Source organism: Azospirillum brasilense (genome assembly GCF_007827815.1).
Taxonomy (GTDB): Bacteria; Pseudomonadota; Alphaproteobacteria; order Azospirillales; family Azospirillaceae; genus Azospirillum; species Azospirillum brasilense_C.
In genome coordinates this window covers 461,073-483,831 of record NZ_VITH01000002.1, presented here as the reverse complement: position 1 = coordinate 483,831, position 22,759 = coordinate 461,073, and the positions used below count along the sequence as shown (strand labels likewise).

The window sequence follows — 22,759 nt, the reverse complement described above, 5'->3', positions numbered from 1 at the left end:
CGTGCGGTGGTAGGACCGGAGAAGCTAAGCCCCCCCGCCCGCGCAGACAAGCGACTCGCGCGCATGGGTGGGGGGCTTGAGCTTTTGGAAGCCCCTCGCCCCTCACCCTAACCCTCTCCCCGGAGGGGAGAGGGGATTGGCGCCGTCACGCCTCCTCGTAGCCGCCGCCGCCTGGCGTCTCGACGACCAGCACGTCGCCCTCCCCCATGGCGGTCTTGTCCTGGGGGCCGAGTTCCTCCACCGAGCCGTCGGTGCGCTGGACCCAGGTTCGGCCGATCTGGCCGGGGGCGCCGCCCTTCAGGCCGAAGGGCGGAACCCGGCGGTGGTTGGACAGGATGGCGGCGGTCATCGGTTCCAGGAACTTCAGGCGCCGCACCACCCCGTCGCCGCCGCGCCAACGCCCCGCCCCGCCCGATTCGCGGCGGATGCGGAAGCTGTCCAGCAGCACCGGGAAGCGCCATTCCAGCACCTCCGGGTCGGTCAGGCGCGAGTTGGTCATATGGGTGTGCACCGCGTCCGTCCCGTCGAAGCCGGGACCGGCGCCGGAGCCGCCGCAGACCGTCTCGTAATACTGGTAGCGCTCGTTGCCGAAGGTCGTGTTGTTCATCGTCCCCTGGGCCGAGGCCAGAACGCCGAGCGCGCCGTACAGCGCGTCGGTGACGCACTGGCTGGTCTCCACGTTGCCGGCCACCACCGCGGCGGGGTAGCTGGGCGACAGCATGGTGCCCGGCGGGATGACGATCTCGATGGGCTTCAGGCAGCCCTCGTTCATCGGGATCTCGTCGTCCACCAGGGTGCGGAAGACATAGAGCACCGCCGCCCGGCACACCGCCGTCGGGGCGTTGAAGTTGCTGGTGAGCTGCGGGCTGGTGCCGGTGAAGTCCACCCGCGCCGACCGCTCGTCCTTGTCGATGGTGATGCGGACCTTGATGACCGCGCCGTTGTCCAGCTCCTGCACGAACTCGCCGTCGGTCAGCACGTCGATGACGCGGCGGACCTGCTCCTCAGCGTTGTCCTGGACCAGCTTCATGTAGGCGTTGACCGTCTCCAGCCCGAACTGGGCGACGATGCGGCGCAGCTCGCGCACGCCCTGCTCATTGGCGGCGATCTGGGCCTTCAGGTCGCCCAGGTTCTGCGCCACGTTGCGCGCCGGCTGCGGCCCGGCGGTGAAGAGGGCGACGACCTCCTCCTCCAGGAAGCGGCCGCGCTCGACGAGCTGGATGTTGTCGAGAAGGACGCCCTCCTGGTCGATGGTCGTGCTGTCCGGCGGCATGGAGCCGGGGGTGATCCCGCCGACGTCCGCGTGATGCCCGCGCGAGGCGACGTAGAACAGCACCCGCTCGCCGGCCTCGTCGAAGACCGGGGTGATGACGGTGATGTCCGGCAGATGCGTGCCCCCATGATAGGGGTCGTTCAGCATATAGACGTCGCCTGGGTTCATTTCCCCCTGGCGCCGCTCGACGATGGCGCGCACGCTCTCGCCCATCGAGCCGAGATGCACCGGCATGTGCGGGGCGTTGGCGATCAGACCGCCGTCCGCGTCGAACAGGGCGCAGGAGAAATCCAGACGCTCCTTGATGTTCACCGAATAGGCGGTCTTTTCCAACGTGAAGCCCATCTGCTCGGCGATGGACATGAACAGGTTGTTGAAGACCTCCAGCATCACCGGGTCGGCCTTGGTGCCGATGGCGAGGCGCTGCGGCAGCTCCTCGAAGCGGGTCAGGACGAGGTGGTTCTTGCGGGTCACCTCGGCGATCCAGCCGGGCTCGACCACCGTGGTGGCGATCTTCTCCCGGATGACGGCGGGGCCGGTCACGCGGTTGCCGGGCTGGAGCTGGTCGCGGTCGTAGACCGGGGCCTCGCGGTCGGCGCCGCCGGTGTGCAGGGTGACGGTGGCGAGGCGGCGCGGCAGGGCGCCGGTGACGCTGGGCAAGTCCTGGTCGTCGGCGCTCTCGGTGCGGCCCACCGCCTCCACCGAGACGGCCTCGACCACCAGGGCCTTGCCCTCCATCATGAAGCCGTAGCGCTGGCGGTGCGCCGCCTCGAAGGCGGCGGCCATGGCGTCGAGCGGCCCGAAATCGACGACCAGCGGGCTGTCGGAGCCCTCCACCTTGATGTGCGCCTTGCGCAGCACGGCCAGCCGTCCCTCCGGAACGCCTTGACGGAGCAGCTCCATGCGCCCCTCGGCCTCCAGCGCGGCGAGCGTGGCGGTCAGCTCCTCGACCAGCGCGGCGTCGAGCCGGGCCTCCACCGCGCGTTCGCGGATCGCCACCGTGTCGGCGAGGCCGATGCCGTAGGCCGACAGCACGCCGGCGTGCGGGTGCAGGAAGACCTTGCGCATGCCCAGCGCGTCGGCGACCAGGCAGACATGCTGTCCCGCCGCCCCGCCGAAGCCGTTCAGCGTGTATTGGGTGACGTCGTAGCCGCGCTGGACCGAGATCTTCTTGATGGCGTTCGCCATGTTGTCCACGGCGATCTTCAGGAAGCCCTCGGCCACCTGATGCGGGGTCATCTCGGTGCCCAGCGCCTCGTTCACCTCCTCGGCCAGCTCGGCGAACTTCTCGCGCACGATGGCGGCGTCGAGCGGCTGGTCGGCCTCCGGCCCGAAGACGTGGGGGAAGAAATCGGGGTGCAGCTTGCCGACCATCACGTTGCAGTCGGTCACGGTCAGCGGCCCGCCGCGGCGGTAGCAGGCCGGACCGGGGTTGGCGCCGGCGCTCTCCGGCCCGACGCGGAAGCGCGCCCCGTCGAAGAAGCAGACCGAGCCGCCGCCCGCCGCCACGGTGTGGATGTGCATCATCGGGGCGCGCATCCGCACCCCGGCCACCACCGTGTCGAAGGCGCGCTCATACTCCCCGGCGTAGTGCGACACGTCGGTGGAGGTGCCGCCCATGTCGAAGCCGATGACCCGGTCGAAGCCGGCCATGCGCGCGGTGCGCACCGCCCCGACGATGCCGCCCGCCGGGCCGGAGAGGATGGCGTCCTTGCCCTGGAACCAGCGCGCGTCGGTCAGGCCGCCGTTCGACTGCATGAACATCAGCCGCACGCCGGAGAGGTCGCCGGCCACCTGCTCGACATAGCGGCGCAGGATCGGCGACAGGTAGGCGTCGACCACCGTGGTGTCGCCGCGCCCGACGATCTTCATCAGCGGGCTGACCTGATGGCTGACCGACACCTGGGTGAAGCCGATGGAGCGGGCCAGCGCCGCCACCTGCTTCTCATGGTCCGGAAAGCGGTAGCCGTGCATCAGCACCACCGCGGCGGCGCGGAAGCCGTCCTGGTAGGCCTGCTCCAGCTGGACCCGCACGGCGCGCAGGTCCACGGCCTTCAGCACCGTGCCGTCGGCCTTGACCCGCTCCGGCACCTCGGCCACCCGCTCGTACAGCAGTTCGGGCAGGACGATGTGGCGGGCGAAGATTTTCGGGCGGGCCTGGTAGCCGATGCGGAGCTGGTCGCCCAGCCCCTCGGTGATCAGCAGCAGCGTGCGCTCGCCCTTGCGCTCCAGAAGCGCGTTGGTGGCGACGGTGGTGCCCATCTTCACCGCCTCGACCGCTTCCGCCGGGATCGGCTGGCCAGCGGCGAGGCCCAGCAGGTCGCGGATGCCCTGGATGGCGGCGTCGCGGTAGCGTTCCGGATTCTCCGACAGCAGCTTGTGCGTGACCACCGACCCGTCGGGGCGCTTCGCCACGATGTCGGTGAAGGTGCCGCCGCGGTCGATCCAGAACTGCCACCGGCCCTGCGCTTGGGACGCCATACCCCACTCCCTGATGTTTCCGATTTCCGGGGAGTGTGACGATACGCCGCCGCAGGTCAAGCCGGAGAGTGCAAATGCGGGGGGCCGCAACGAAGAGACGAGAATTTGTCGCAAAATATACAATCATGCGATACATTTACATATCGCGCCACCGCAGAAGCCCGCCCAGATGACCGCGTCACCCTCTGTAAAAATGCATGAGATTGATAAATTCGTCTTATGGCCAGTTTTCGCAGCAGCCCTCACCACCGCCACCGTCGTCGCGAGCGGGGCGTCGTTTTTCATGCTCGCCTTGCTTGCTGTTTTTGCCATACCTTTATTTTTTGCTACGGTATTTTCACTTCCATTTTTCATTGTACACGTTTTGAAACGTCAATGGCGCAGGGCAATTTCCTTTGGCCTCCTTCCGGCGTCCGTTGCCGCAACAATCGTAGTACCGCAGACCCTTGGCAGTTCACTGCTTCACCTTGGCCAATGGGCTCGATTTCAAGCGAACTTACCCAGTTATGAATTGGAAATCGCAAAGCTTCCAAACAATGGAAAACGCTTTGCCACGTTTGCGTGGGATGGCTTTGCAGGAAGCACAACACTGCTTATCTACGATGAAAGCGACGAATTGTTAAAACCCTTTTACGAGATGAATGAGGCCGGAAGAGACATTATTCGAGAATGTACAATAACACCATACCGCGACCATTATTATTGGTGCAACATAAAATAAATTTTAAATATTCAGAATTATTCATGAACTCCGCCCAATTGCAGAACCGACCTAAGCGGCAACCCTCAGAACGGCCGGGAGGCTGTCCAGCACGGCGTTCACAGCCCCTGCCCCATCCTCGAACGCCTCCAGCGCCAGCGAGAACTGCGAAGGACGCGGCAGATCGAAGGTGATGGCGAACTCCCCGCCGTCGCGTTCCATCGTTCCGCCGAAGCGGCGCGACAGGGCGCGCATGCGGGTGTTGTCGGACAGGCACATCATATGGACCTGCCGGATGCCCCGGTTCGCAGAGATGGACAGCGAGCGGCGGACCAGGGTGGAGCCGACGCCCCGCCCCTGAAACCCCGTCTCGACGCTGATCGCCAGTTCCGCGGCACCCGGCCACAGCAGCCGGTCGAAGCACAGCTCCACCGCGCCGCGCAGCTCGCCGCGGTCGAACAGGCCGAGCAGCGTGGTCCGCGTCCAGTCGAGCGACTCGCAATGCTGGGCGATGACCTCGCCGGAGACGGTGCCGGTGAAGCGGGCGTAGCGGTCCGCCTTGTCCAGCCGCAGCAGATGCGCGCGGTATTGGCCGCTCTCGGTGGGGAGAAGCTTGCGGATGGCGGACATGGGGAGACTCGTGGCGCTGGTGATTCGGGACATCGCACCGCTTCGCGTCGTCCGCTTCCCCATCGGCGGCCTGGACCGGCCGCCCTCTTTTGTTGCGGCGCAACATGGCGAAGGAGCAGCCGAAGGGCAAGGCCCCTGGCGACGACGACAAGGCTCTGTTGCAGCGCAGCAACATTTCGCTCCATCGGAAAATCCCGTACCCCCAACGGATGAAAAGGGCGCGGCGCGCGAAGATTTTGGGAAACAACGAAAAAGTATGGGCCGGTTGGCGCGGCGCCGGACTGCCGGTATGCTGCTCCGGCGGTCGAAAGGCGGATAAAAATGAGCATCTGGGGCAGCGTCCTGGGCGGGGCGGCCGGTTTTACCATCGGCGGACCGATCGGGGGCCTGATCGGTCTGGCCGCTGGCTACGCGGTGGGGCGCGGCATCCGCGGCCTGTGCGGCCCGGCGGACGCCACCAAGTCCATCGCCTTCACCATCGGCGTGATCGCCCTGTCGGCGAAGATGGCCCGCGCCGATGGCGTGGTGAAGCGGGTGGAGGTGGACACCTTCAAGCGCCTGTTCCGCGTCCCGCCGGAGGAGCTGGACACGGTGGGCCACGTCTTCGATCTCGCCCGCAAGGACACCCACGGCTTCGAGGACTACGCCCAGCAGATCGCCGGCCTGTTCGAGGACCGCCGCGCCGTTCTGGAGGAACTGCTCGACAGCCTGCTGGCCATCGCCGAGGCCGACGACGAGCTGCACGAGACGGAAGTCGAATATCTGCGCACCGTCGCCCACATCTTCGGCTTCACCGACGATGAGTTCGAGCGCATCGTCGCCGGCCACCACATCGCCGGCACGCCGAACGAGACCGATCCCTACGGCGTGCTCGGCGTCTCCCGCCGGGCCAGCGACGAGGCGGTCAAGGCCGCGCACCGCCGCTTGGTGCGCGAGCATCACCCCGACCTGCTGATCGCCCAGGGCATGCCGCAGGAGTTCGTCGATCTGGCGACGCAGAAAATCGCCGCCATCAACGCCGCCTACGACCGGATCGAGAAGGAGCGCGGGCGGGGGTAAGGTCCCGCCATTGCGCCCCCGTCCCTCCCCGTGCATCCCCGCCCCGGCGCAATCGGGTGTCGCGGGCCTGCGGACCGCACGCTATATAAGCACACCTCCGCACACCGTATCGTTGGGTCATGGCTCCTCCCGCTCCGATCACCGCGCTCCAGGGCGTGTCCGTCACCTTCGGTGGCCGTCCGCTGTTCGAAACCATCGACCTGTCCATCGGACGGGGCGACAAGGCCTGTCTGGTCGGGCGGAACGGGTCCGGCAAATCGACGCTGATGAAGGTTCTGGCCGGCATGATCCAGCCGGACGGCGGAACCGTCTTCACCCAGCCGGGCGCCCGCATCGCCTATCTGCCGCAGGAGCCGGACTTCACCGGCTGCGCCACCGTGCACGACTACGTCGCCGCCGGCCTGCCCGCCGACGAGCGGGACGAGACGCACCGGGTGGACGCCGTGCTGGACCGGCTCCAGGTGCCGGGCCATCTCGACCCCAACACTCTGTCGGGCGGCGAGGCGCGGCGCACGGCGCTGGCCCGCACGCTGGTCGGTGCCCCCGACGTGATGCTGCTCGACGAGCCGACCAACCACCTCGACCTCCCCACCATCGAGTGGCTGGAGGAGGAGTTGCTGGCCTACCGCGGCGGCCTGCTGCTGATCTCGCACGACCGCAGCTTCCTCAACCGGCTGGCCAGGCGGACGCTGTGGCTGGACCGCGGCACGGTGCGCGCCACCGACCGCGGCTTCGCCGAGTTCGAGACCTGGCAGGCCGAGGTCTTCGAATCGGAGGAGATCGCCGCCCAGAAGCTCGACCGCAAGATCGAAGGCGAGATGAAGTGGCTGCGCGAGGGCATCTCGGCCCGGCGCACCCGCAACATGGGCCGCGTGCGCGCCCTGCTCCAGCTCCGCACCGACCGCGCCGAGCGCATCAAGGGCGGCCAGCAGGCCAAGCTCGCCGTCGCCGAGGCCGAGCGCGGCGGGCGCTTGGTCATCGAGGCGGAGCGCATCTCGAAGGGCTTCGACACGGCGGACGGCCGCAAGACCGTCGTCAACGACTTCTCCACCCGCATCCTGCGCGGCGACCGGGTCGGGCTGATCGGGCCGAACGGCGCCGGCAAGACCACGCTGCTGAAGATGCTGACCGGCCAGATGGAGCCCGACGAAGGCACGGTCCGGCTGGGCACCAACATGGAAACCGCCTATTTCGACCAGCGGCGCGACGGGCTGGACCCGGAGGACACCATCCGCAAGGTGCTCTGCCCGTTCGGCGGCGACAGCGTGATGGTCAACGGCCAGCCGCGCCACGTCGCCGGCTACATGCGCGACTTCCTGTTCGACACGCGCCAGCTCGACAGCCCGGTCAAGGCGCTGTCCGGCGGTGAGCGCAACCGGCTGCTGCTCGCCCGGCTGTTCGCGCGGCCCAGCAACATGATGATCCTCGACGAGCCGACCAACGACCTCGACATGGACACGCTGGACCTGCTGGAGGACGTGCTCGGCGACTATCAGGGCACGCTGCTGCTGGTCAGCCACGACCGCGACTTCCTCGACCGGCTGGTCACCAGCACCATCGCGGTGGAGGGGGACGGCGTGATCGCCGAGTATCCCGGCGGCTATTCCGACTATCTGGTGCAGCGCCCGCCGCCCAAGGAGAAGGCCGCCGCCCCGGCCAAGGCGAAGCCCGCCGCCGCCCCGGCGGCCGCCAAGCCGAAGGGCAAGCTCAGCTACAAGGACCAGCGGGAGCTGGACGACCTGCCCGCCCGCATGGACAAGCTGACCGCCGAGGTGGCGAAGCTCGAAGCGGCGCTCGCCGATCCCGACCTGTTCGCCCGCGACGCCGCCAAATTCCAGAAGACGTCCGATCAGTTGCAGGCGAAACAAAACGAGCTGGCTGCCGCCGAGGAGCGCTGGCTGGAACTGGAGGCCCTGCGCGAGGAGTTGGAAGGCGGCCGCGGATGAGTCTGCGCGACTCGCTGCTGGCGCTCCTGGTCATGGCGATCTGGGGCCTGAACTTCGTTGTCGCCAAATGGGGGCTGGCCGAGTTCCCGCCCCTCTTCATCATGGCCCTGCGCTTCCTCGCGGTGGCGGCGCTGATCCTGCCTTTCAAGCGGATCCCCTGGAGCGCGGTGCGGCCCATCGCGATCCTGTCGGTGACGCTGGGGACCGTGCATTTCCCGCTGATGTTCACCGGGCTGAACGGCATCGACGCGGCCACCGCCTCGCTGGCGGCACAGGCGCAGGTGCCCTTCTCCTCCCTCCTGGCCGCGTTGATCTTCAAGGACAAGCTGGGCTGGCGCCGGGCCATCGGCATGGCCGCGGCCTTCGCCGGCGTCGCGGTGATCGCCGGCGAGCCGCGGCTGTCCGGGTCGCTGGTGCCGCTGTTCATGATCCTGGGCGCCAGCTTCGCCTTCGCCGTCGCCAGCATCCAGATGAAGATGATCGTCGGGGTGGACGGCTTCGCGCTGAACGGCTGGATGGCGCTGTTCGCCGCCCCGCAGCTCCTGCTGCTCTCCTTCCTGTTCGAGGAGGGCCAGATGGCCGCGCTCACCGACGCGACCCTGTGGGGCTGGGGCTCCGTCGCCTACATGGCGGTGGGCGTGACCATGGGCGCCTATGGGATGTGGTACCCGCTGCTGCGCAAATACTCGGTCAACCAGACCATGCCCTTCCTGCTGACCGTGCCGGTCTTCGGCGTGCTGGCCGGCGTTCTGCTGATGGACGATCCCTTCACGCTCCGGCTGGTCCTGGGCGGGCTGTTGACCGTGGGCGGCATGGCCGTCATCGTGAAGCGGCGCCCGACGGCGCTGGCGGAGAAGGTGACGAATCCGACCTGAGGAAGCCCGACCTGAGGACACCATGATGCGCACGGGCACCGGATGCATCGACCGCCCCTCTCCCAACCACGGGCCGCGGCCCGAGGGCGTGGGGGTGGAGCTGCTGATTCTCCATTACACGGGGATGCCGACCGCCGAGTCGGCGCTGAGCCGGCTGTGCGACCCCGCCGCCCAGGTCAGCGCCCACTACACGGTGGACGAGGACGGCGCCGTCCACGCCCATGTGCCGGAGGACCGGCGCGCCTGGCACGCCGGCCTGTCCTCCTGGCGGGGACGGGCCGACGTCAACAGCCGCTCCATCGGAATCGAGATCGTCAATCCAGGGCACGAGTTCGGCTACCGCCCCTTCCCCGCCGTCCAGATGGCCGCCGTGGCCGATCTCTGCCTCGACATCATGGGGCGTCATGGAATCGCGCCGGCCGATGTGCTGGGCCACAGCGACATCGCCCCGGCCCGCAAGGAGGACCCCGGCGAGCTGTTCGACTGGCCGGGGCTGGCCGCGCGCGGAATCGGGCTGTGGCCCCAGCCCATCGCGGCGGACGACTCGCCGATCGACTTGGCGGTCGACTTGGCGGAATCCGCGGAGGATGTGGCGGCGCTTCTGGGACGCTATGGGTATGACACCGCCGAATCGCGGGTTCTGCTGTCCTTCCAGCGCCATTTCCACCCCGAGCGCCTGACCGGGGAGCCCGACCCGGAGACGCTGCGCCGGCTGCGCGCGCTGCTGCGGATGACCGGGCGCTGAGAATCCGGATCGCTCCCGAACACCGTTGCGAATCGAAGTTGCGAATCGAATGGCGACCCTATACACAGTGCCGCGCCAGATGGCCGGATGGCCGCCTTCGACCTTTTGGATCGGGGGAGGAAAGTCCGGGCTCCACGGGAACACGGTGCCGGCTAACGGCCGGCGGGGGCGACCCTAGGGAAAGTGCCACAGAGAGCAAACCGCCACCGGCCTCGTGCCGGCGGTAAGGGTGAAAGGGTGCGGTAAGAGCGCACCGCGCGCCTGGCAACAGGGGCGGCATGGTAAACCCCACCGGGAGCAAGACCGAATAGGGGCGGCACGGCCCGCCATCTCCGCTGATCCTTGATCGGTCGGGATGGTCTGGGGCCAAGCGCGTTTCCGCGCCGCCGCCCGGGTTGGTTGCGTGAGGCGCCGGGCAACCGGCGTCCCAGATGAATGGCCATCCATCAGGGTAACCTGAGGACAAAACCCGGCTTACAGGCCATCTGGCGTTTATCCCCACCACCACCGGACACCGGAGCACCCCTTTCCCGCAGCGCGGGCCTGGGATGGCGCCCCCTTGTCCACAGATGTCCCCAGCTTCATCCACAGGCGGTGGATAACTGTGGGGCAAATTCCCATGCCGTCCCATGCCCAACCACGGCAGGTTACCCCAGCAGGCTATACCATTCGTAGGATGCGATTCGCCTTTATGGAAAGCCACATGTTGGGAACCATTCGCGGGACTCACGGAACATCCTGCGAACTCTGTGGCGCAATCCCGCGTAATCGCTCATCCCGGCCCTGATATATTGCCGATTCTCGCCGATTCGCCTCACCTATTTGCACGCCGGCAACACATCGGGCCAAAAGTCTTGACAGCACCATATGAATACTGGAGGGGGCGTTGACGCCCAAACTGTCCCATGCTATCCCATGAAAGCCCAGTTTGGAGGGGGAACTACCCAACCAAGGTAGCCAAACCGGGCGCGTTCAGCGGCAAGAGCGGATAGGGCTTCGCGACGGCGAAGACCGGCAACGGGATAAGGGGGGCGTTCGTCAGGCCGATGGCCATTTTCCTGTCCACATACGTCAACAAAGTTGACAGGAAAGGCCGCTGCTCCATCCCGGCGCAGTTCCGGCAGTCGCTTGCCAAGACGTCGGCTCCCGGCACCGTTTACCTCTGGCCTTCGCTGAATCATCAGGCGCTGGAAGGCGCCGATCAGGATTATCTCGACGTGCTGTCCGAAAGCCTGGAATCCCCCGATCTGGATTCGGACGAGCGCGACATGATCGAGACCTTCATCTTCGGCAAGCTGATCCCCGTCTCGCTGGACACCGAAGGCCGAATCGTCCTGCCCAAGGAACTCGCCGAATTCGCCGGAATCGACGAGGAAGCCGCCTTCATCGGCCGCCGCAAGACCTTCCAGATCTGGGAGCCCGGCGCCCTGAAGGCCCATGAACAGACGCTGCGCGACCAGGTCGTGCGCAAGGACATTTCGCTGAGCCAGATCGTCGCCAAGGCGTCCCGCGCCGCCGCCGGCCGGGCAGGGGAGGGCGCATGACCGTGAAGCCTCCTGCCCCCGTCTCCTCCGCTCCGGATTCGCCGCACATCTCCGTCCTGCTGAACGAGGTCGTGGACGCGCTCTCCCCGCGCGACGGCGGCGTCTATGTGGACGGCACCTTCGGCGCCGGCGGCTATGCCCGCGCGATTCTCGACCGCGCCGACTGCCGGGTCTGGGGAATCGACCGCGATCCCGAAGCCATCGAGCGCGGCCGCCAGCTCGCCCTCGCCTACCCGGGCCGGCTGGCGATCGTCGAAGGCCGATTCGGCGACATGGGCCGGCTGCTCGCCGAGCACGGCGTCGAATCGGTGGACGGCGTGGCGCTGGACATCGGCGTCTCCTCCCCGCAGATCGACGAGCCGGAGCGCGGCTTCTCCTTCCGATTCGACGGCCCGCTCGACATGCGGATGGGACGCGATGGGCCGACCGCCGCCGACGTGGTGAACACCGCCACCCAGGACGAGCTGGCCGACATCGTCTTCCATTACGGCGAGGAGCGCATGGCCCGCCGCGTGGCCCGCGCCATCGTCGCCGCGCGTCTGGACACCCCGTTCGCGCGCACCAAGCAGCTGGCCGACGTGGTACGGTCGGTGGTGCCGAAGGGGAAGGGCGACGCCATCGACCCGGCGACCCGCACCTTCCAGGCGCTGCGCATCCATGTGAACGACGAGCTGGGCGAGCTGCGCCGCGGCCTCGCCGCCGCCGAATCGCTGCTGAAGCCCGGCGGCCGTCTCGCCGTCGTCTCCTTCCATTCGCTGGAGGACCGGGAAGTGAAGACGTTCCTGAAGGAACGCTCCTCGCCCCCGCCCTCCCCGTCCCGACACGCGCCGAGCCTTGCGGCAGACGCGCGCTCCCCATCCTTCCGGCTTCTGTCGCGCAAGCCCATCGTGCCGACGGACCAGGAAGCCCACAGCAACCCACGCGCGCGCTCTGCCCGGCTGCGCGCGGCTGAACGCACGGCGGCGCCGGCCTATCCGGCGCCCGGCAAGGAGGCGGCATGAAATACAAATCCGCACTTTTCTGGGGTGGGCTGATCGCCGCCGCCGGCTTCGTCCTGTTCGAGACCAGCTACGAGGTTCAGGAGCTGGAAGAAAAGCTGGGCTCGCTCAACCGCAAGATCATGGTGGAGCAGGAGGCCATCCAGGTCCTCAAGGCCGAGTGGAGCTTCCTCAACGACCCGACCCGTCTCGAGAATCTGTCGCGCGAGCATCTGGCGCTGCAGCCGACCGAGGCGCGCCAGTTCGTGGCGATGAACATCGTCCCGATGCGCCCCTCGCCGACCGTCGCGCCGGAGGAGGCCCCGCTGCCGCCGATGGTCCGCAACCAGACGCCGGGCAAGGCGCCGAACGTGGCGACCGCCTCCACCGGGGACAGCGTCGTGGGCGGCGGCGCCATCGTACAGGGTGGCGTTCAGGGCGGCGTGATCATTCCGGCCTCGGCCTCGCCGATCAAGCCGGCCCCGATCAAGCCCTCGGCCATCGTGCCCGCCTCGGCCAAGGCGCCGCCCCTGCCCTCCGCCGCCAAGTCGGCCCCGGCGCGCATGGTGACGACCGGGCCGACGGAGGTCGCCACCAAGCCGCCGGTCACCGCGCGGACGCTGGCGCCGCCGCCCGCAGCCCGTCCGCAGCCGCAGCAGGCCGGCTTCCAGGCCGCCCCGCCGCCGGCCGCCCCGGCCCAGCATGACAGCATCGGTCTTCTCGTCGCCCGTCTCGGAGCCAACCGATGAGCGTTCCGCCGCCCGGCATCGATCCCGCGCACGGCGCCTACAGCGTTCCGCCCCCGGCCTCCAAGCCGCGGACGTCGCTGTCGGTCGCGCTGGAGCAGAGCCGGAACCGGTTGATGGTGACCGCGGCCATGGTCGCCGTGGTCTTTTCCGCCATCGGCGTGAAGCTGGTGGACGCGACGCTGTTCAACCACGCGGCGGAACCGCGCCCGCGCATGGCCGCGGAGGTCGACGCCCCGCCGGTCAACCGCGCCGACATTGTGGACCGCAACGGCAACCTGCTGGCGACCTCGCTCGCCACGCAGTCGCTCTACGCCGACCCGAAGCTGATCAGCCGCCCGGACGAGGTGGCGCGCAAGCTGACCACCGCGCTGCCCGAGCTGGACTACAAGGACCTGCTGGCCAAGCTCAGCGGCGACAAGCGGTTCGTCTGGATCAAGCGCAACCTGACGCCCAAGCAGCAGGCGGCGGTGTTCCGGCTCGGCCTGCCCGGCGTCTATTTCGAACGGGAGGAGCGCCGCTTCTACCCGGCCTCCAACCTGACCTCGCATCTGGTCGGCTTCACCGGCGTGGACAACAACGGCCTCGCCGGGCTGGAGCAGCAGTTCAACAAGCGGCTGACCACCGACCCGAAGCCGCTGCAGCTGTCGATCGACCTGCGCCTTCAGCATATTATGAAGAAGGAATTGCAGGCGACGATCGAAGAGTTCAGCGCCATCGGCGCCGCCGGCATCATTTACGATGTCCGCAACGGCGAAGTCATGTCGATGGTTTCGCTGCCCGACTTCGATCCGCACAACCCGACAGGACTTGACGCGGACACGCTGTTCAACCGCGCGACGCTCGGCGTGTACGAAATGGGCTCCACCTTCAAGATCTTCAACACCGCGATGTCGCTGGATTCGGGCAAGATTCGCGTGTCCGACACCTTCGACACCATCAACAACATCAAGGTCGGCCGCTTCACGATCCGCGAATTCCACGCGTTCAAACACAACCTGACCGTGGCGGAGGTGTTCCAGGAATCGTCGAACCTCGGGTCGGTGCGCATGGCGCTGACGCTCGGCGTGCAACACCAGAAGTCCTTCCTGACCAAGCTGGGCATGACCCGCCCGACTTCGCTGGAACTGCCGGAGAACGGCTGGCCGCTGGTGCCGAATCCGTGGCGGGAGGTCAACACCATGACCATCTCCTTCGGCCACGGCATGTCGGTCAGCCCGATGCACACGGTCAACGCCGCGGCCTCGATCATCAACGGCGGCGTGCTGCACCCGCCGACCCTGCTGAAGCGCGACCCCACGGTCGAGGTGCCCGGCGAGCAGGTCATCAGCCCGAAGACCTCGGCGATGATGCGTCGCCTCTTCCGCTTCGTGGTCACCGACGGCACGGCGAAGTCGGCCAACGCCAAGGGCTACGTCGTCGGCGGCAAGACCGGCACGGCGGACAAGCAGAAGGGCCGGAGCTACGCCCGGAACTCCCGCATGTCGTCGTTCCTCGGCGCCTTCCCGATGCACGACCCCCGCTACATCGTCTATGTCCTGATCGACGAGCCGAAGGGCACCAAGAAGACCTACGGCTTCGCCACCGGCGGCTGGGTCGCCGCCCCCGCGGTCGGTCGGATCGTGAAGCAGATCGGACCGCTGCTGGGCGTCCAGCCGGTGGATGAGGCGTCGCCCGACGTCATCAACGCCACCTACATCAACACCGCCGGTCAGACCACCCCGCCCGCACCGCCGCCTCCGCCCGCGCAACCGAAAGGCAGCACCGTTGCTTCTGTCCCACCTGCTGGCAACAAGCCGCGCTGACACGGCGTCCGCCACCGAGGCACCCGCCGTCGAAGTGACCGGGCTGACCGCGGACAGCCGCGCGGTCAGGCCCGGTTTCGTCTTTGCCGCCCTGCCGGGCGCGAAGGCGGACGGGCGCGCCTTCATCGCCGACGCGCTCGCCAAGGGCGCCGTCGCGGTGGTGGCGCCCGTCGGGACCGCCCTGCCCGCCGGCAGCGCCGCCGCTCTGGTCGCCGACGAGCAGCCGCGCCGCCTCTTCGCGCGCCTCGCCGCCGCCTTCCACGGGCGGCAGCCGGACACCGTGGTCGCCGTGACGGGGACCAACGGCAAGACCTCCACCGTGCAGTTCGCCCGCCAGATGTGGGAGCTGATGGGCCTGAAGGCGGCCAGCCTGGGCACGCTCGGGCTGATCGGGCCGGGGCTGGACGATTACGGCGGGATGACCACGCCGGACCCGGTGTCGCTCCACCGCGACCTCGCCGCCGTCAAGGACAAGGGGATCGAGCATCTGGCCATGGAGGCGTCCAGCCACGGGCTGGAGCAGTTCCGTCTCGACGGCGTGGCCCTCAAGGCCGCGGGCTTCACCAACCTGACCCGCGACCATCTGGACTACCACGGCACGATGGAGGCCTACCTCCAGGCCAAGGCGATGCTGTTCGGACGGGTGTTGCCCGATGGGGGAACCGCCGTCCTGAACGCCGACAGCGGCACTTTTGCCGAGCTTGCCGGGATTTGTTCACAGCGCGGTCACCGCGTCTTCGGATACGGTCTGGCCGGCCGCGAGATCCGGGTGAACGGGGTCGAGCCGCTGGCCCACGGCCAGCGCCTGAACCTGACGGTCCTGGGCCGCGGCATCACCGTGGACCTGCCGCTGGCGGGCCGCTTCCAGGCGTGGAACGTGCTGTGCGCGCTCGGCCTGGTGATCGGCTCCGGCGCGGACCGTGACGAGGCTCTGGCCACCCTGACCCGCCTTGAAGGCGTGCCGGGACGCCTGCAGCACGTCGCCACCCACCCCTGCGGGGCGGCGGTCTATGTCGATTTCGCCCACACGCCCGACGCGCTGGAAACGGTGCTGCTGGCGCTGAAGCAGCACGCCCGGAACCGCCTGATCGCGGTCTTCGGGTGCGGCGGCGACCGCGACCGCGGGAAGCGGCCGGTGATGGGGGAGTTGGCCGGCCGTTTGGCCGACCGCGCCATCGTCACCGACGACAACCCGCGCACCGAGGTGCCGGCGGCCATCCGCAAGGAGGTCCTGGCGGGCCATCCGGCCCTGGAGGAGATCGGCGACCGGCGCGAGGCCATCCGCGCAGCCGTCCGCAGCCTTCGGCCCGGTGACGTCCTGGTCATCGCCGGCAAGGGACATGAGCATGGTCAGATCGTCGGGACGGAGGTCCTTCCCTTCGACGACGCGACCGAGGCACGAGCCGCCGTGGCAGAGGTTGGAGCAGCATGAGCGAGGCCAAGACCGTCCTGTGGACCGCCGAGGACGCCGCCGCCGCCACCAGCGGTCAGGCGACGCGCTCCTGGGAGGCGACCGGGGTCAGCATCGACAGCCGCAAGGTGGCTCCGGGCGACCTGTTCGTCGCCATCAAGGGGCCGAACTTCGACGGGCATGACTTCGTCGCCAAGGCGCTGGAGGCCGGCGCCGCCGCGGCGCTGGTCAGCACCGTGCCGCCCGGCGTGCCGGGCGACGCCTCCCTTCTGGCGGTGGAGCAGGACACGCTGGCCGCGCTGGGCGATCTCGGCCACGTCGCGCGGCTGCGCACCCAGGCCAGGGTGGTGGGCGTCACCGGCTCGGTCGGCAAGACCAGCACCAAGGAGGCGCTGCGCCACGTCCTGTCGGCGCAGGGCCGCACCTTCGCCACCGAAGGCAGCCTGAACAACCATTGGGGCGTCCCCCTGTCGCTGGCCCGCATGCCGGAGGACAGCGAGTTCGGCGTGTTCGAGCTGGGCATGAACCACGCCGGCGAGCTTGGCCCGCTGTCGCGGCAGGTGATGCCCGACGTCGCGGTCATCACGACGGTCGAGGCGGCCCACCTGGAGTTCTTCGAGTCCGTCGAGGCGATCGCCGACGCCAAGGCCGAGATCTTCGAGGGCATGAACCCCAACGGGGTCGCCGTCCTCAACCGCGACAACCCGCATTTCGCCCGCCTGCTCGCCGCCGCGCGCACCCAGGGGTTGAGCCGCATCTGGAGCTTCGGCTCCCACGCCGACGCCGACGCGCGTCTGGTGGAGTGCTCGCTGCACGCCACTTGCAGCGCCGTGACCGCGATCATCCGGGGCGAGCGCATCCAGTACTGCCTGGCCCTGCCCGGCCGGCATTGGGTGATGAACAGCCTCGCCGTGCTGCTGGCGGTGAAGGCGCTGGGCGCCGACGTCGCCGCGGCGGCCCGCGCCCTGTCGACCATCGCGCCGGTCAAGGGCCGCGGCACGCGCAAGCGCGTCCAGGCCGCGCGGGGCGCCTTCACCCTGATCGACGAGAGCTACAACGCCAGCCCCGCCGCCATGACCGCAACCTTTGCGGTGCTCGGCAAGATCGACCCCGGCGCCGGCGGCCGGCGCCTCGCCGTGCTGGGCGACATGCGGGAGCTGGGCGACCGCGCCGACGCCCTGCACGCCGCGCTGGCCGAGCCGCTGCGCGCCGCCCATGTGGACGCGGTCTACGCCTGCGGCCCGCACATGCGCGCCCTGTTCGACCGTCTGCCCGCCGCCATGCGCGGCGCCTGGACGGAGACCAGCGCCGAATTGGCCCCCCTCCTGGCCGGTGCGGTGCGCGGCGGCGACGTGGTGCTCATCAAGGGGTCCCTTGGCAGCCGCATGGCGACGGTGGTGGATGCCCTGTCCGCCCTGGACACCAAAGACAGCAAGCAAACCGAAAAGAACAACAACGGCTCCTCGCCCGCGGCTGACACGGATCAGACCGCGGCGCAGGGCCACAAAGGCTGACCGCTCCACGATGCTCTACAACCTGCTCTTTCCCCTGGCGGACGTCTTCACGCCGTTCAACCTGTTCCGGTATCTGACCTTCCGGACGGGAGGCGCGGTGCTGACGGCGCTCGTCATCAGCTTCGTGTTCTTTCCGCGCCTGATCGCGTGGCTGAAGCGCAAGCAGGGCGAGGGCCAGCCGATCCGCTCCGACGGGCCGGAAAGCCATATGAAGAAGAAGGGCACGCCCACCATGGGCGGCCTGATGATCCTGATCGCCGTGTCGATCAGCACGCTGCTGTGGGTCGACCTGACCAACGCCTACACCTGGATCGTGCTGCTGGTGACGATCGGCTACGGGCTGATCGGCTTCGGCGACGACTACCTGAAGCTGACCAAGCGCAACACCAAGGGCCTGTCGGGCCGCTTCCGCCTGACCTGGGAGATCATCATCGGGGTCTCCGCCGCCGCCGCCATCATGTATGTGTCGGCGCCGCCGCTGTCCGGCGGTCTGGCCGTGCCCTTCGTGAAGGATTTCCTGATCCAGCTCTCCTGGTTCTTCATCCCCGTCGGCGCCTTCGTCATGGTCGGCGCCTCGAACGCGGTGAACCTGACCGACGGGCTGGATGGGCTGGCCATCGTGCCGACGATGATCGCGGCGGGCTGCTTCGGCCTGATCGCCTACCTCACCGGCAACGCGATCTTCGCCAACTATCTCCAGATCCACCATGTGCCCGGTGCTGGTGAGCTTGCCGTTTTCTGCGGGGCTCTGGTCGGTGCGGGGATCGGATTCCTCTGGTACAACGCGCCCCCCGCCATGGTCTTCATGGGCGACACCGGCTCGCTGGCCCTCGGCGGCGCGCTGGGAGCCGTCAGCGTGGTCACCAAGCACGAGATCGTGCTGGCGATCATCGGCGGCCTGTTCGTGCTGGAGACCGTGTCGGTGATCGTCCAGGTCGCCTCGTTCAAGCTGACCGGAAAGCGCGTGTTCCGCATGGCGCCCCTGCACCATCACTTCGAGAAGAAGGGATGGGCGGAGTCCACCGTGGTCATCCGCTTCTGGATCATCGCCTCCATCCTGGCCCTGGTCGGCCTGTCCACGCTGAAGCTCCGGTAAGGGTCGCCGCCCGATGATCAACCTGTTCTATATGGAAGGACTGCCGGTGGCGGTCATGGGGCTGGGCAAGTCGGGCCTCGCCACGGCGGAGGCGCTCGTCCAGAGCGGCGCCGACGTGTGGGTGTGGGACGACAACGAGTCCAGCCGCGCCGCGGCGCTGGCCAAGGGCTACAAGGTCGTGGACCTGACCAAGGCGGACCTGACCGAGCTGACCACCATCGTCTGGTCGCCGGGCATCCCGCACACCCACCCGAAGCCCCACCCGGTGGCCCTGCGCGCCCGCGCGGCGAACATCGAGCTGGTCTGCGACATCGAGTTGCTGGCCCGGTCGGAGCGTGATTCGGCCTACATCGGCATCACCGGCACCAACGGGAAGTCCACCACCACCACCCTGATCGGCCATGTGATGGAGGCCGCCGGGCGGCGCATCGCGGTCGGCGGCAACCTGGGCACCCCGGCGCTGACCTTCCCCTCCGTGGGGGCCGGCGGCAGCTATGTGCTGGAGATGTCGAGCTACCAACTCGAGCTGACCTACTCGATCACCTTCGATGTGGCGGTGCTGCTCAACATCACGCCGGACCATCTGGCCCGGCACGGCGGCATGGACGGCTACGTCGCCGCGAAGAAACTGATCTTCCACCGCCAGACCAAGCCGCGCACCGCGGTGATCGGCGTGGATGACCCGACCTGCCGGGCGATCTGGGAGGAGCTGAAGGCCAAGGGCGACCAGGTGATCTGGCCGGTCTCCGCCCTGGGACCGGTGGCCGGCGGCGTCTACGCCGCGGACGGCTGGCTGGTCGACGACACCTTCGGCGCCGCGGAGCGCGTGGCCGAGCTGGCCGCCTTCCCGGCGCTGCTCGGCACGCACAACTGGCAGAACGCCGCCGCGGCCTATGCCGCCTGCAAGGCGGCGGGCGTGCCGGCCCCGGCCATCGTCGCCGCCATGACCACCTTCCCCGGCCTCGCCCACCGCCAGCAGCTGGTGCGGACCATCGACGGCGTGCGCTTCGTCAACGACAGCAAGGCGACCAACGCCGACGCGACGGAAAAGGCGCTGGCGACCTTCGACCCGATCTACTGGATCCTCGGCGGTCAGGCGAAGGAGACCGGGCTCGACGGGCTGGAGGCCTACGCGCCGCGCGTCCGCCACGCCTTCCTGATCGGCGAGGCGTCGGACCGCTTCGCGGTGTGGCTGGAGGCCAACAAAGTCCCGCACACCCGCTGCGGCACGCTGGACGTGGCGGTCAACGCCGCGGCGGAGCTGGCGCTGGCCGAGGCGCTGCCCGGCGCCTGCGTGCTGTTGTCGCCGGCCTGCGCCTCTTGGGACCAGTTCGCGAATTTCGAGAAGCGCGGCGAGGCCTTCGCCGACGCCGTGAACCGCCTCGAAGGCAACGCCGTTCCGGGGGACCGCGCCTGATGATGACCTTCGACCGCACCGACCAATCCATCTTCGGCCGCTGGTGGTGGACGGTCGACCGCTGGCAGCTCGCCGCGCTGGCGGTGCTGATGGCGCTCGGCACGGTCCTGATCACCGCGGCCAGCCCGCCGGTGGCGGAGCGCATCGGCATCCAGGACACCTTCTACTTCGTCGAACGCCACCTGATGATGCTGATCCCCAGCGTCGCCATCATGTGCGGCGTCTCGCTGCTCAGCCCGCGCGGCGTACGGCGGGCGGCGCTGGTGGTCTTCCTGATCGCGGTGGCGATGGTCTACGCGACGCTGGTCGTCGGCGTGGAGATCAAGGGCGCGCGGCGCTGGATCCATATCCCCGGCCTGTCGATCCAGCCGTCGGAGTTCGTGAAGCCGGCCTTCGCGGTGGTCGGGGCGTGGCTGTTCTCGCTGTCGCGCACCAACCCCGGATTTCCCGGCACGATCCTGTCGATCCTGCTCTACGGCCTCACCGTCGGCGGCCTGCTGCTCCAGCCCGACCTGGGCATGACGGTGGTGGTGTCGGCGGTGTGGTTCTCGCAGTTCTTCCTGGCCGGTCTGAACATCATGCTGGTCGGCGGCCTGGGCGTGCTGGGCGTCGCCGGTCTCGTCGGCGCCTACTTCACGCTGCCGCACGTCCACAGCCGCATCAACCGCTTCCTCGACCCGTCGAGCGGCGACACCTATCAGGTCAGCCGTTCGCTGGAGGCCTTCGCCAACGGTGGGCTGATGGGCACCGGCCCCGGCCAGGGAACGGTGAAGTATTCGCTGCCGGACAGCCACGCCGACTTCATCTTCGCCGTCGCCGGCGAGGAGATGGGGCTGATCTTCTGCCTGATCATCATCATCCTGTTTGCCTTCATCGTGCTGCGCGGCTTCGCGCGGGTGTTCAACGACACCAACTACTTCGTGCTGCTGGCGGCGAGCGGCCTGCTGATCCAGTTCGGCCTCCAGGCGGCGATCAACATGGGCTCCGCCCTGCATCTGATGCCGACCAAGGGCATGACGCTGCCCTTCATCTCCTACGGCGGCTCCTCGCTGCTGGCGCTGGGCTTCGGCATGGGCATGGTGCTGGCGCTGACCCGCAAGCGCTTCGGCCCGGCGGAGTGACGACGATGGCCGACACCACCCAACGCCCCATCATCCTCGCCGCCGGCGGCACCGGCGGGCACTTCTTCCCGGCGGAAGCGCTGGCGCGCGAGCTGCTGGCCCGCGGCGAGGCGGTGGCGCTGGTCACCGACAAGCGCGGCCAGGCCTTCGGCGACAGCCTGCCGGAGGTGACGGTCCACCGCATCCGCTCCGCCGCCCCCGGCGGCAACCTGCTGGCCAAGATGAACGCGGCGTGGCAGATGGGCCTCGGCCTGCTCGGCGCCAACGCGCTGATGCGCCACCTGAAGCCGGCGGCGGTCGTCGGCTTCGGCGGCTACCCCTCCGTCCCCACGGTCTACGCCGCCGCGCAAGCGCGCGTGCCGGTGATGCTGCACGAGCAGAACGCCGTGCTGGGCCGCGCCAACCGGATGCTCGCCGCCGCGGCGCGGCGCATCGCCGTCGCCTTCCCCGAGGTCGCCTCGGTGAAGGAGGAGCACCGTCCGCGCCTCGTCCGCACCGGCAACCCGGTCCGCCCCGCCATCGCTGCCCAGCGCGACGCCGCCTACGCCGTCCCCGCCCCCGCCTCCGCCCCTGGGGGCCCCGTCCGCATCCTGGTGATGGGCGGCAGCCAGGGGGCGCGCGTCTTCTCCGAAGTCATCCCCGAGGCGCTGGGCCGGCTGCCCGCCGAGTTGCGCGCCCGCATCCATCTGGCGCAGCAGTGCCGGCCCGAGGACCTGGAGGCCGCGCGCGCCGCCTACGCCGGCATGGGCCTCGGCGGGCTGGAGCTGGAGAGCTTCTTCCGGGACGTGCCGGACCGGCTGGCCGCCTGCCATCTCGCCGTCACGCGGGCCGGCGCCTCGACCATCGCCGAACTGACCTGCGTCGGGCGCCCCGCCATTCTTGTGCCATATCCCCATGCCATGGACGACCACCAGACGGCCAACGCGCGGCAGCTCGCCGCCGCCGGGGCCGCCTGGGTAATGGCGCAGCCGGACTTCACCGCCGACGCGCTCGCGGCCCGCCTGAAGGACCTGCTGGAATCGCCGGACGCCCTGACCGCCGCGGCGCAGGCCGCCCACGGCTGGGGCATGGCCGACGCCGCGCGCCGGCTGGCCGACGCCGTGCTCGACATGATCGCCAACCCGAACCACGCCCGAACCAAGGAAGCCGCGGAATGATCAAGGCAACGCGCAGCACCATCGCACGCCCCCGCTCGTCCCGGCCGTCCCGGTCCCTGGGCGACTGGCCGGCGGACATGACGCGGACCGAAGGCGCCTGGAGCAACCGGCCGGAATGCCCGCTGCTGCCGCGCGCCGGCGCTGGTTTCCTGCGCGACCGCCTGCACGTCACGATCGGTTCCCAGCCCCTTCCCTACGGCCTGTCCGACATGGCCGTGGACGCCACCCTCAGCCTGATGCTCCGCCGCGGAAAGTAATCCAG

18 protein-coding genes and 1 other RNA gene are annotated in these 22,759 nt (G+C 68.9%); 17 read left to right on the top strand and 2 right to left on the bottom strand.

The genetic code is table 11. The features are described from left to right. Positions 1-145: 145 nt before the first annotated feature. Complete coding sequence (locus FBZ83_RS06150; protein ID WP_145681524.1) at positions 146-3,754, bottom strand: hydantoinase B/oxoprolinase family protein; 3,609 nt, start codon at positions 3,752-3,754, stop codon at positions 146-148. A 169-nt stretch (positions 3,755-3,923) separates the two neighbouring features. On the opposite strand from FBZ83_RS06150, the gene FBZ83_RS06145 reads away from it, so the two are divergent. Then, complete coding sequence (locus FBZ83_RS06145) at positions 3,924-4,475, top strand: hypothetical protein (protein WP_145681523.1); 552 nt, start codon at positions 3,924-3,926, stop codon at positions 4,473-4,475. Positions 4,476-4,526: 51 nt separating this feature from the next. Here FBZ83_RS06145 and FBZ83_RS06140 read toward each other — a convergent pair whose 3' ends face one another. Further along, positions 4,527-5,084, bottom strand: coding sequence for a GNAT family N-acetyltransferase (locus tag FBZ83_RS06140; RefSeq protein ID WP_145681522.1), 558 nt, complete (start codon positions 5,082-5,084; stop codon positions 4,527-4,529). 321 nt (positions 5,085-5,405) lie between these two features. On the opposite strand from FBZ83_RS06140, the gene FBZ83_RS06135 reads away from it, so the two are divergent. From FBZ83_RS06135 to FBZ83_RS06060, 16 genes are all read left to right on the top strand, one after another. Beyond that, a complete protein-coding gene (locus FBZ83_RS06135; RefSeq protein ID WP_145681521.1) occupies positions 5,406-6,143 on the top strand; it encodes a TerB family tellurite resistance protein in 738 nt (245 codons plus the stop codon). A gap of 119 nt (positions 6,144-6,262) precedes the next feature. Further along, a complete protein-coding gene (locus FBZ83_RS06130) occupies positions 6,263-8,089 on the top strand; it encodes an ATP-binding cassette domain-containing protein (RefSeq protein WP_145681520.1) in 1,827 nt (608 codons plus the stop codon). After that, positions 8,086-8,964 carry a DMT family transporter gene (locus FBZ83_RS06125; protein WP_145681519.1) on the top strand — a complete coding sequence of 293 codons (879 nt, stop codon included), beginning with the start codon at positions 8,086-8,088 and terminating at the stop codon, positions 8,962-8,964. The genes FBZ83_RS06130 and FBZ83_RS06125 overlap by 4 nt, the downstream gene beginning before the upstream one ends. Before the next feature lie 22 nt (positions 8,965-8,986). After that, entirely contained in the window at positions 8,987-9,709 is a 723-nt protein-coding gene (locus tag FBZ83_RS06120) for an N-acetylmuramoyl-L-alanine amidase (RefSeq protein WP_145681518.1), read from the top strand. A 75-nt stretch (positions 9,710-9,784) separates the two neighbouring features. Further along, positions 9,785-10,202: RNase P RNA component class A (gene rnpB, locus FBZ83_RS06115), an RNA gene on the top strand. 553 nt (positions 10,203-10,755) lie between these two features. Beyond that, a complete protein-coding gene (locus FBZ83_RS06110; RefSeq protein WP_014241212.1) occupies positions 10,756-11,253 on the top strand; it encodes a division/cell wall cluster transcriptional repressor MraZ in 498 nt (165 codons plus the stop codon). Next, on the top strand, positions 11,250-12,254 hold the full coding sequence (rsmH, locus tag FBZ83_RS06105; RefSeq protein WP_145681517.1) for a 16S rRNA (cytosine(1402)-N(4))-methyltransferase RsmH: 1,005 nt from the start codon (positions 11,250-11,252) through the stop codon (positions 12,252-12,254). Before FBZ83_RS06110 ends, rsmH begins: the two co-directional genes overlap by 4 nt. Continuing rightward, positions 12,251-12,979, top strand: a complete 729-nt coding sequence (gene ftsL / locus FBZ83_RS06100; protein WP_145681516.1) for a cell division protein FtsL — start codon at positions 12,251-12,253, stop codon at positions 12,977-12,979. Before rsmH ends, ftsL begins: the two co-directional genes overlap by 4 nt. Continuing rightward, positions 12,976-14,781, top strand: coding sequence for a peptidoglycan D,D-transpeptidase FtsI family protein (locus tag FBZ83_RS06095; protein WP_145681515.1), 1,806 nt, complete (start codon positions 12,976-12,978; stop codon positions 14,779-14,781). The genes ftsL and FBZ83_RS06095 overlap by 4 nt, the downstream gene beginning before the upstream one ends. Beyond that, the gene (locus FBZ83_RS06090) at positions 14,744-16,213 is read left to right on the top strand and encodes a UDP-N-acetylmuramoyl-L-alanyl-D-glutamate--2,6-diaminopimelate ligase (protein ID WP_247888163.1); all 1,470 of its coding nucleotides are present in this window, start codon (positions 14,744-14,746) and stop codon (positions 16,211-16,213) included. The genes FBZ83_RS06095 and FBZ83_RS06090 overlap by 38 nt, the downstream gene beginning before the upstream one ends. Continuing rightward, positions 16,210-17,706: a UDP-N-acetylmuramoylalanyl-D-glutamyl-2,6-diaminopimelate--D-alanyl-D-alanine ligase gene (locus tag FBZ83_RS06085; protein ID WP_145681514.1), complete on the top strand. Its 1,497-nt coding sequence runs from the start codon at positions 16,210-16,212 to the stop codon at positions 17,704-17,706. Before FBZ83_RS06090 ends, FBZ83_RS06085 begins: the two co-directional genes overlap by 4 nt. A 10-nt stretch (positions 17,707-17,716) precedes the next feature. Continuing rightward, entirely contained in the window at positions 17,717-18,802 is a 1,086-nt protein-coding gene (mraY, locus tag FBZ83_RS06080) for a phospho-N-acetylmuramoyl-pentapeptide-transferase (protein ID WP_014241218.1), read from the top strand. A gap of 13 nt (positions 18,803-18,815) precedes the next feature. Next, positions 18,816-20,219: a UDP-N-acetylmuramoyl-L-alanine--D-glutamate ligase gene (gene murD, locus FBZ83_RS06075; protein ID WP_145681513.1), complete on the top strand. Its 1,404-nt coding sequence runs from the start codon at positions 18,816-18,818 to the stop codon at positions 20,217-20,219. Further along, positions 20,219-21,340 (top strand): putative lipid II flippase FtsW, encoded by a 1,122-nt coding sequence (gene ftsW, locus FBZ83_RS06070; protein ID WP_186464788.1) that lies wholly within the window; start codon positions 20,219-20,221, stop codon positions 21,338-21,340. Before murD ends, ftsW begins: the two co-directional genes overlap by 1 nt. 5 nt (positions 21,341-21,345) lie before the next feature. Continuing rightward, positions 21,346-22,497, top strand: a complete 1,152-nt coding sequence (gene murG / locus FBZ83_RS06065; RefSeq protein ID WP_145681512.1) for an undecaprenyldiphospho-muramoylpentapeptide beta-N-acetylglucosaminyltransferase — start codon at positions 21,346-21,348, stop codon at positions 22,495-22,497. After that, on the top strand, positions 22,494-22,754 hold the full coding sequence (locus tag FBZ83_RS06060) for a hypothetical protein (RefSeq protein ID WP_145681511.1): 261 nt from the start codon (positions 22,494-22,496) through the stop codon (positions 22,752-22,754). The genes murG and FBZ83_RS06060 overlap by 4 nt, the downstream gene beginning before the upstream one ends. Positions 22,755-22,759 lie beyond the last annotated feature (5 nt).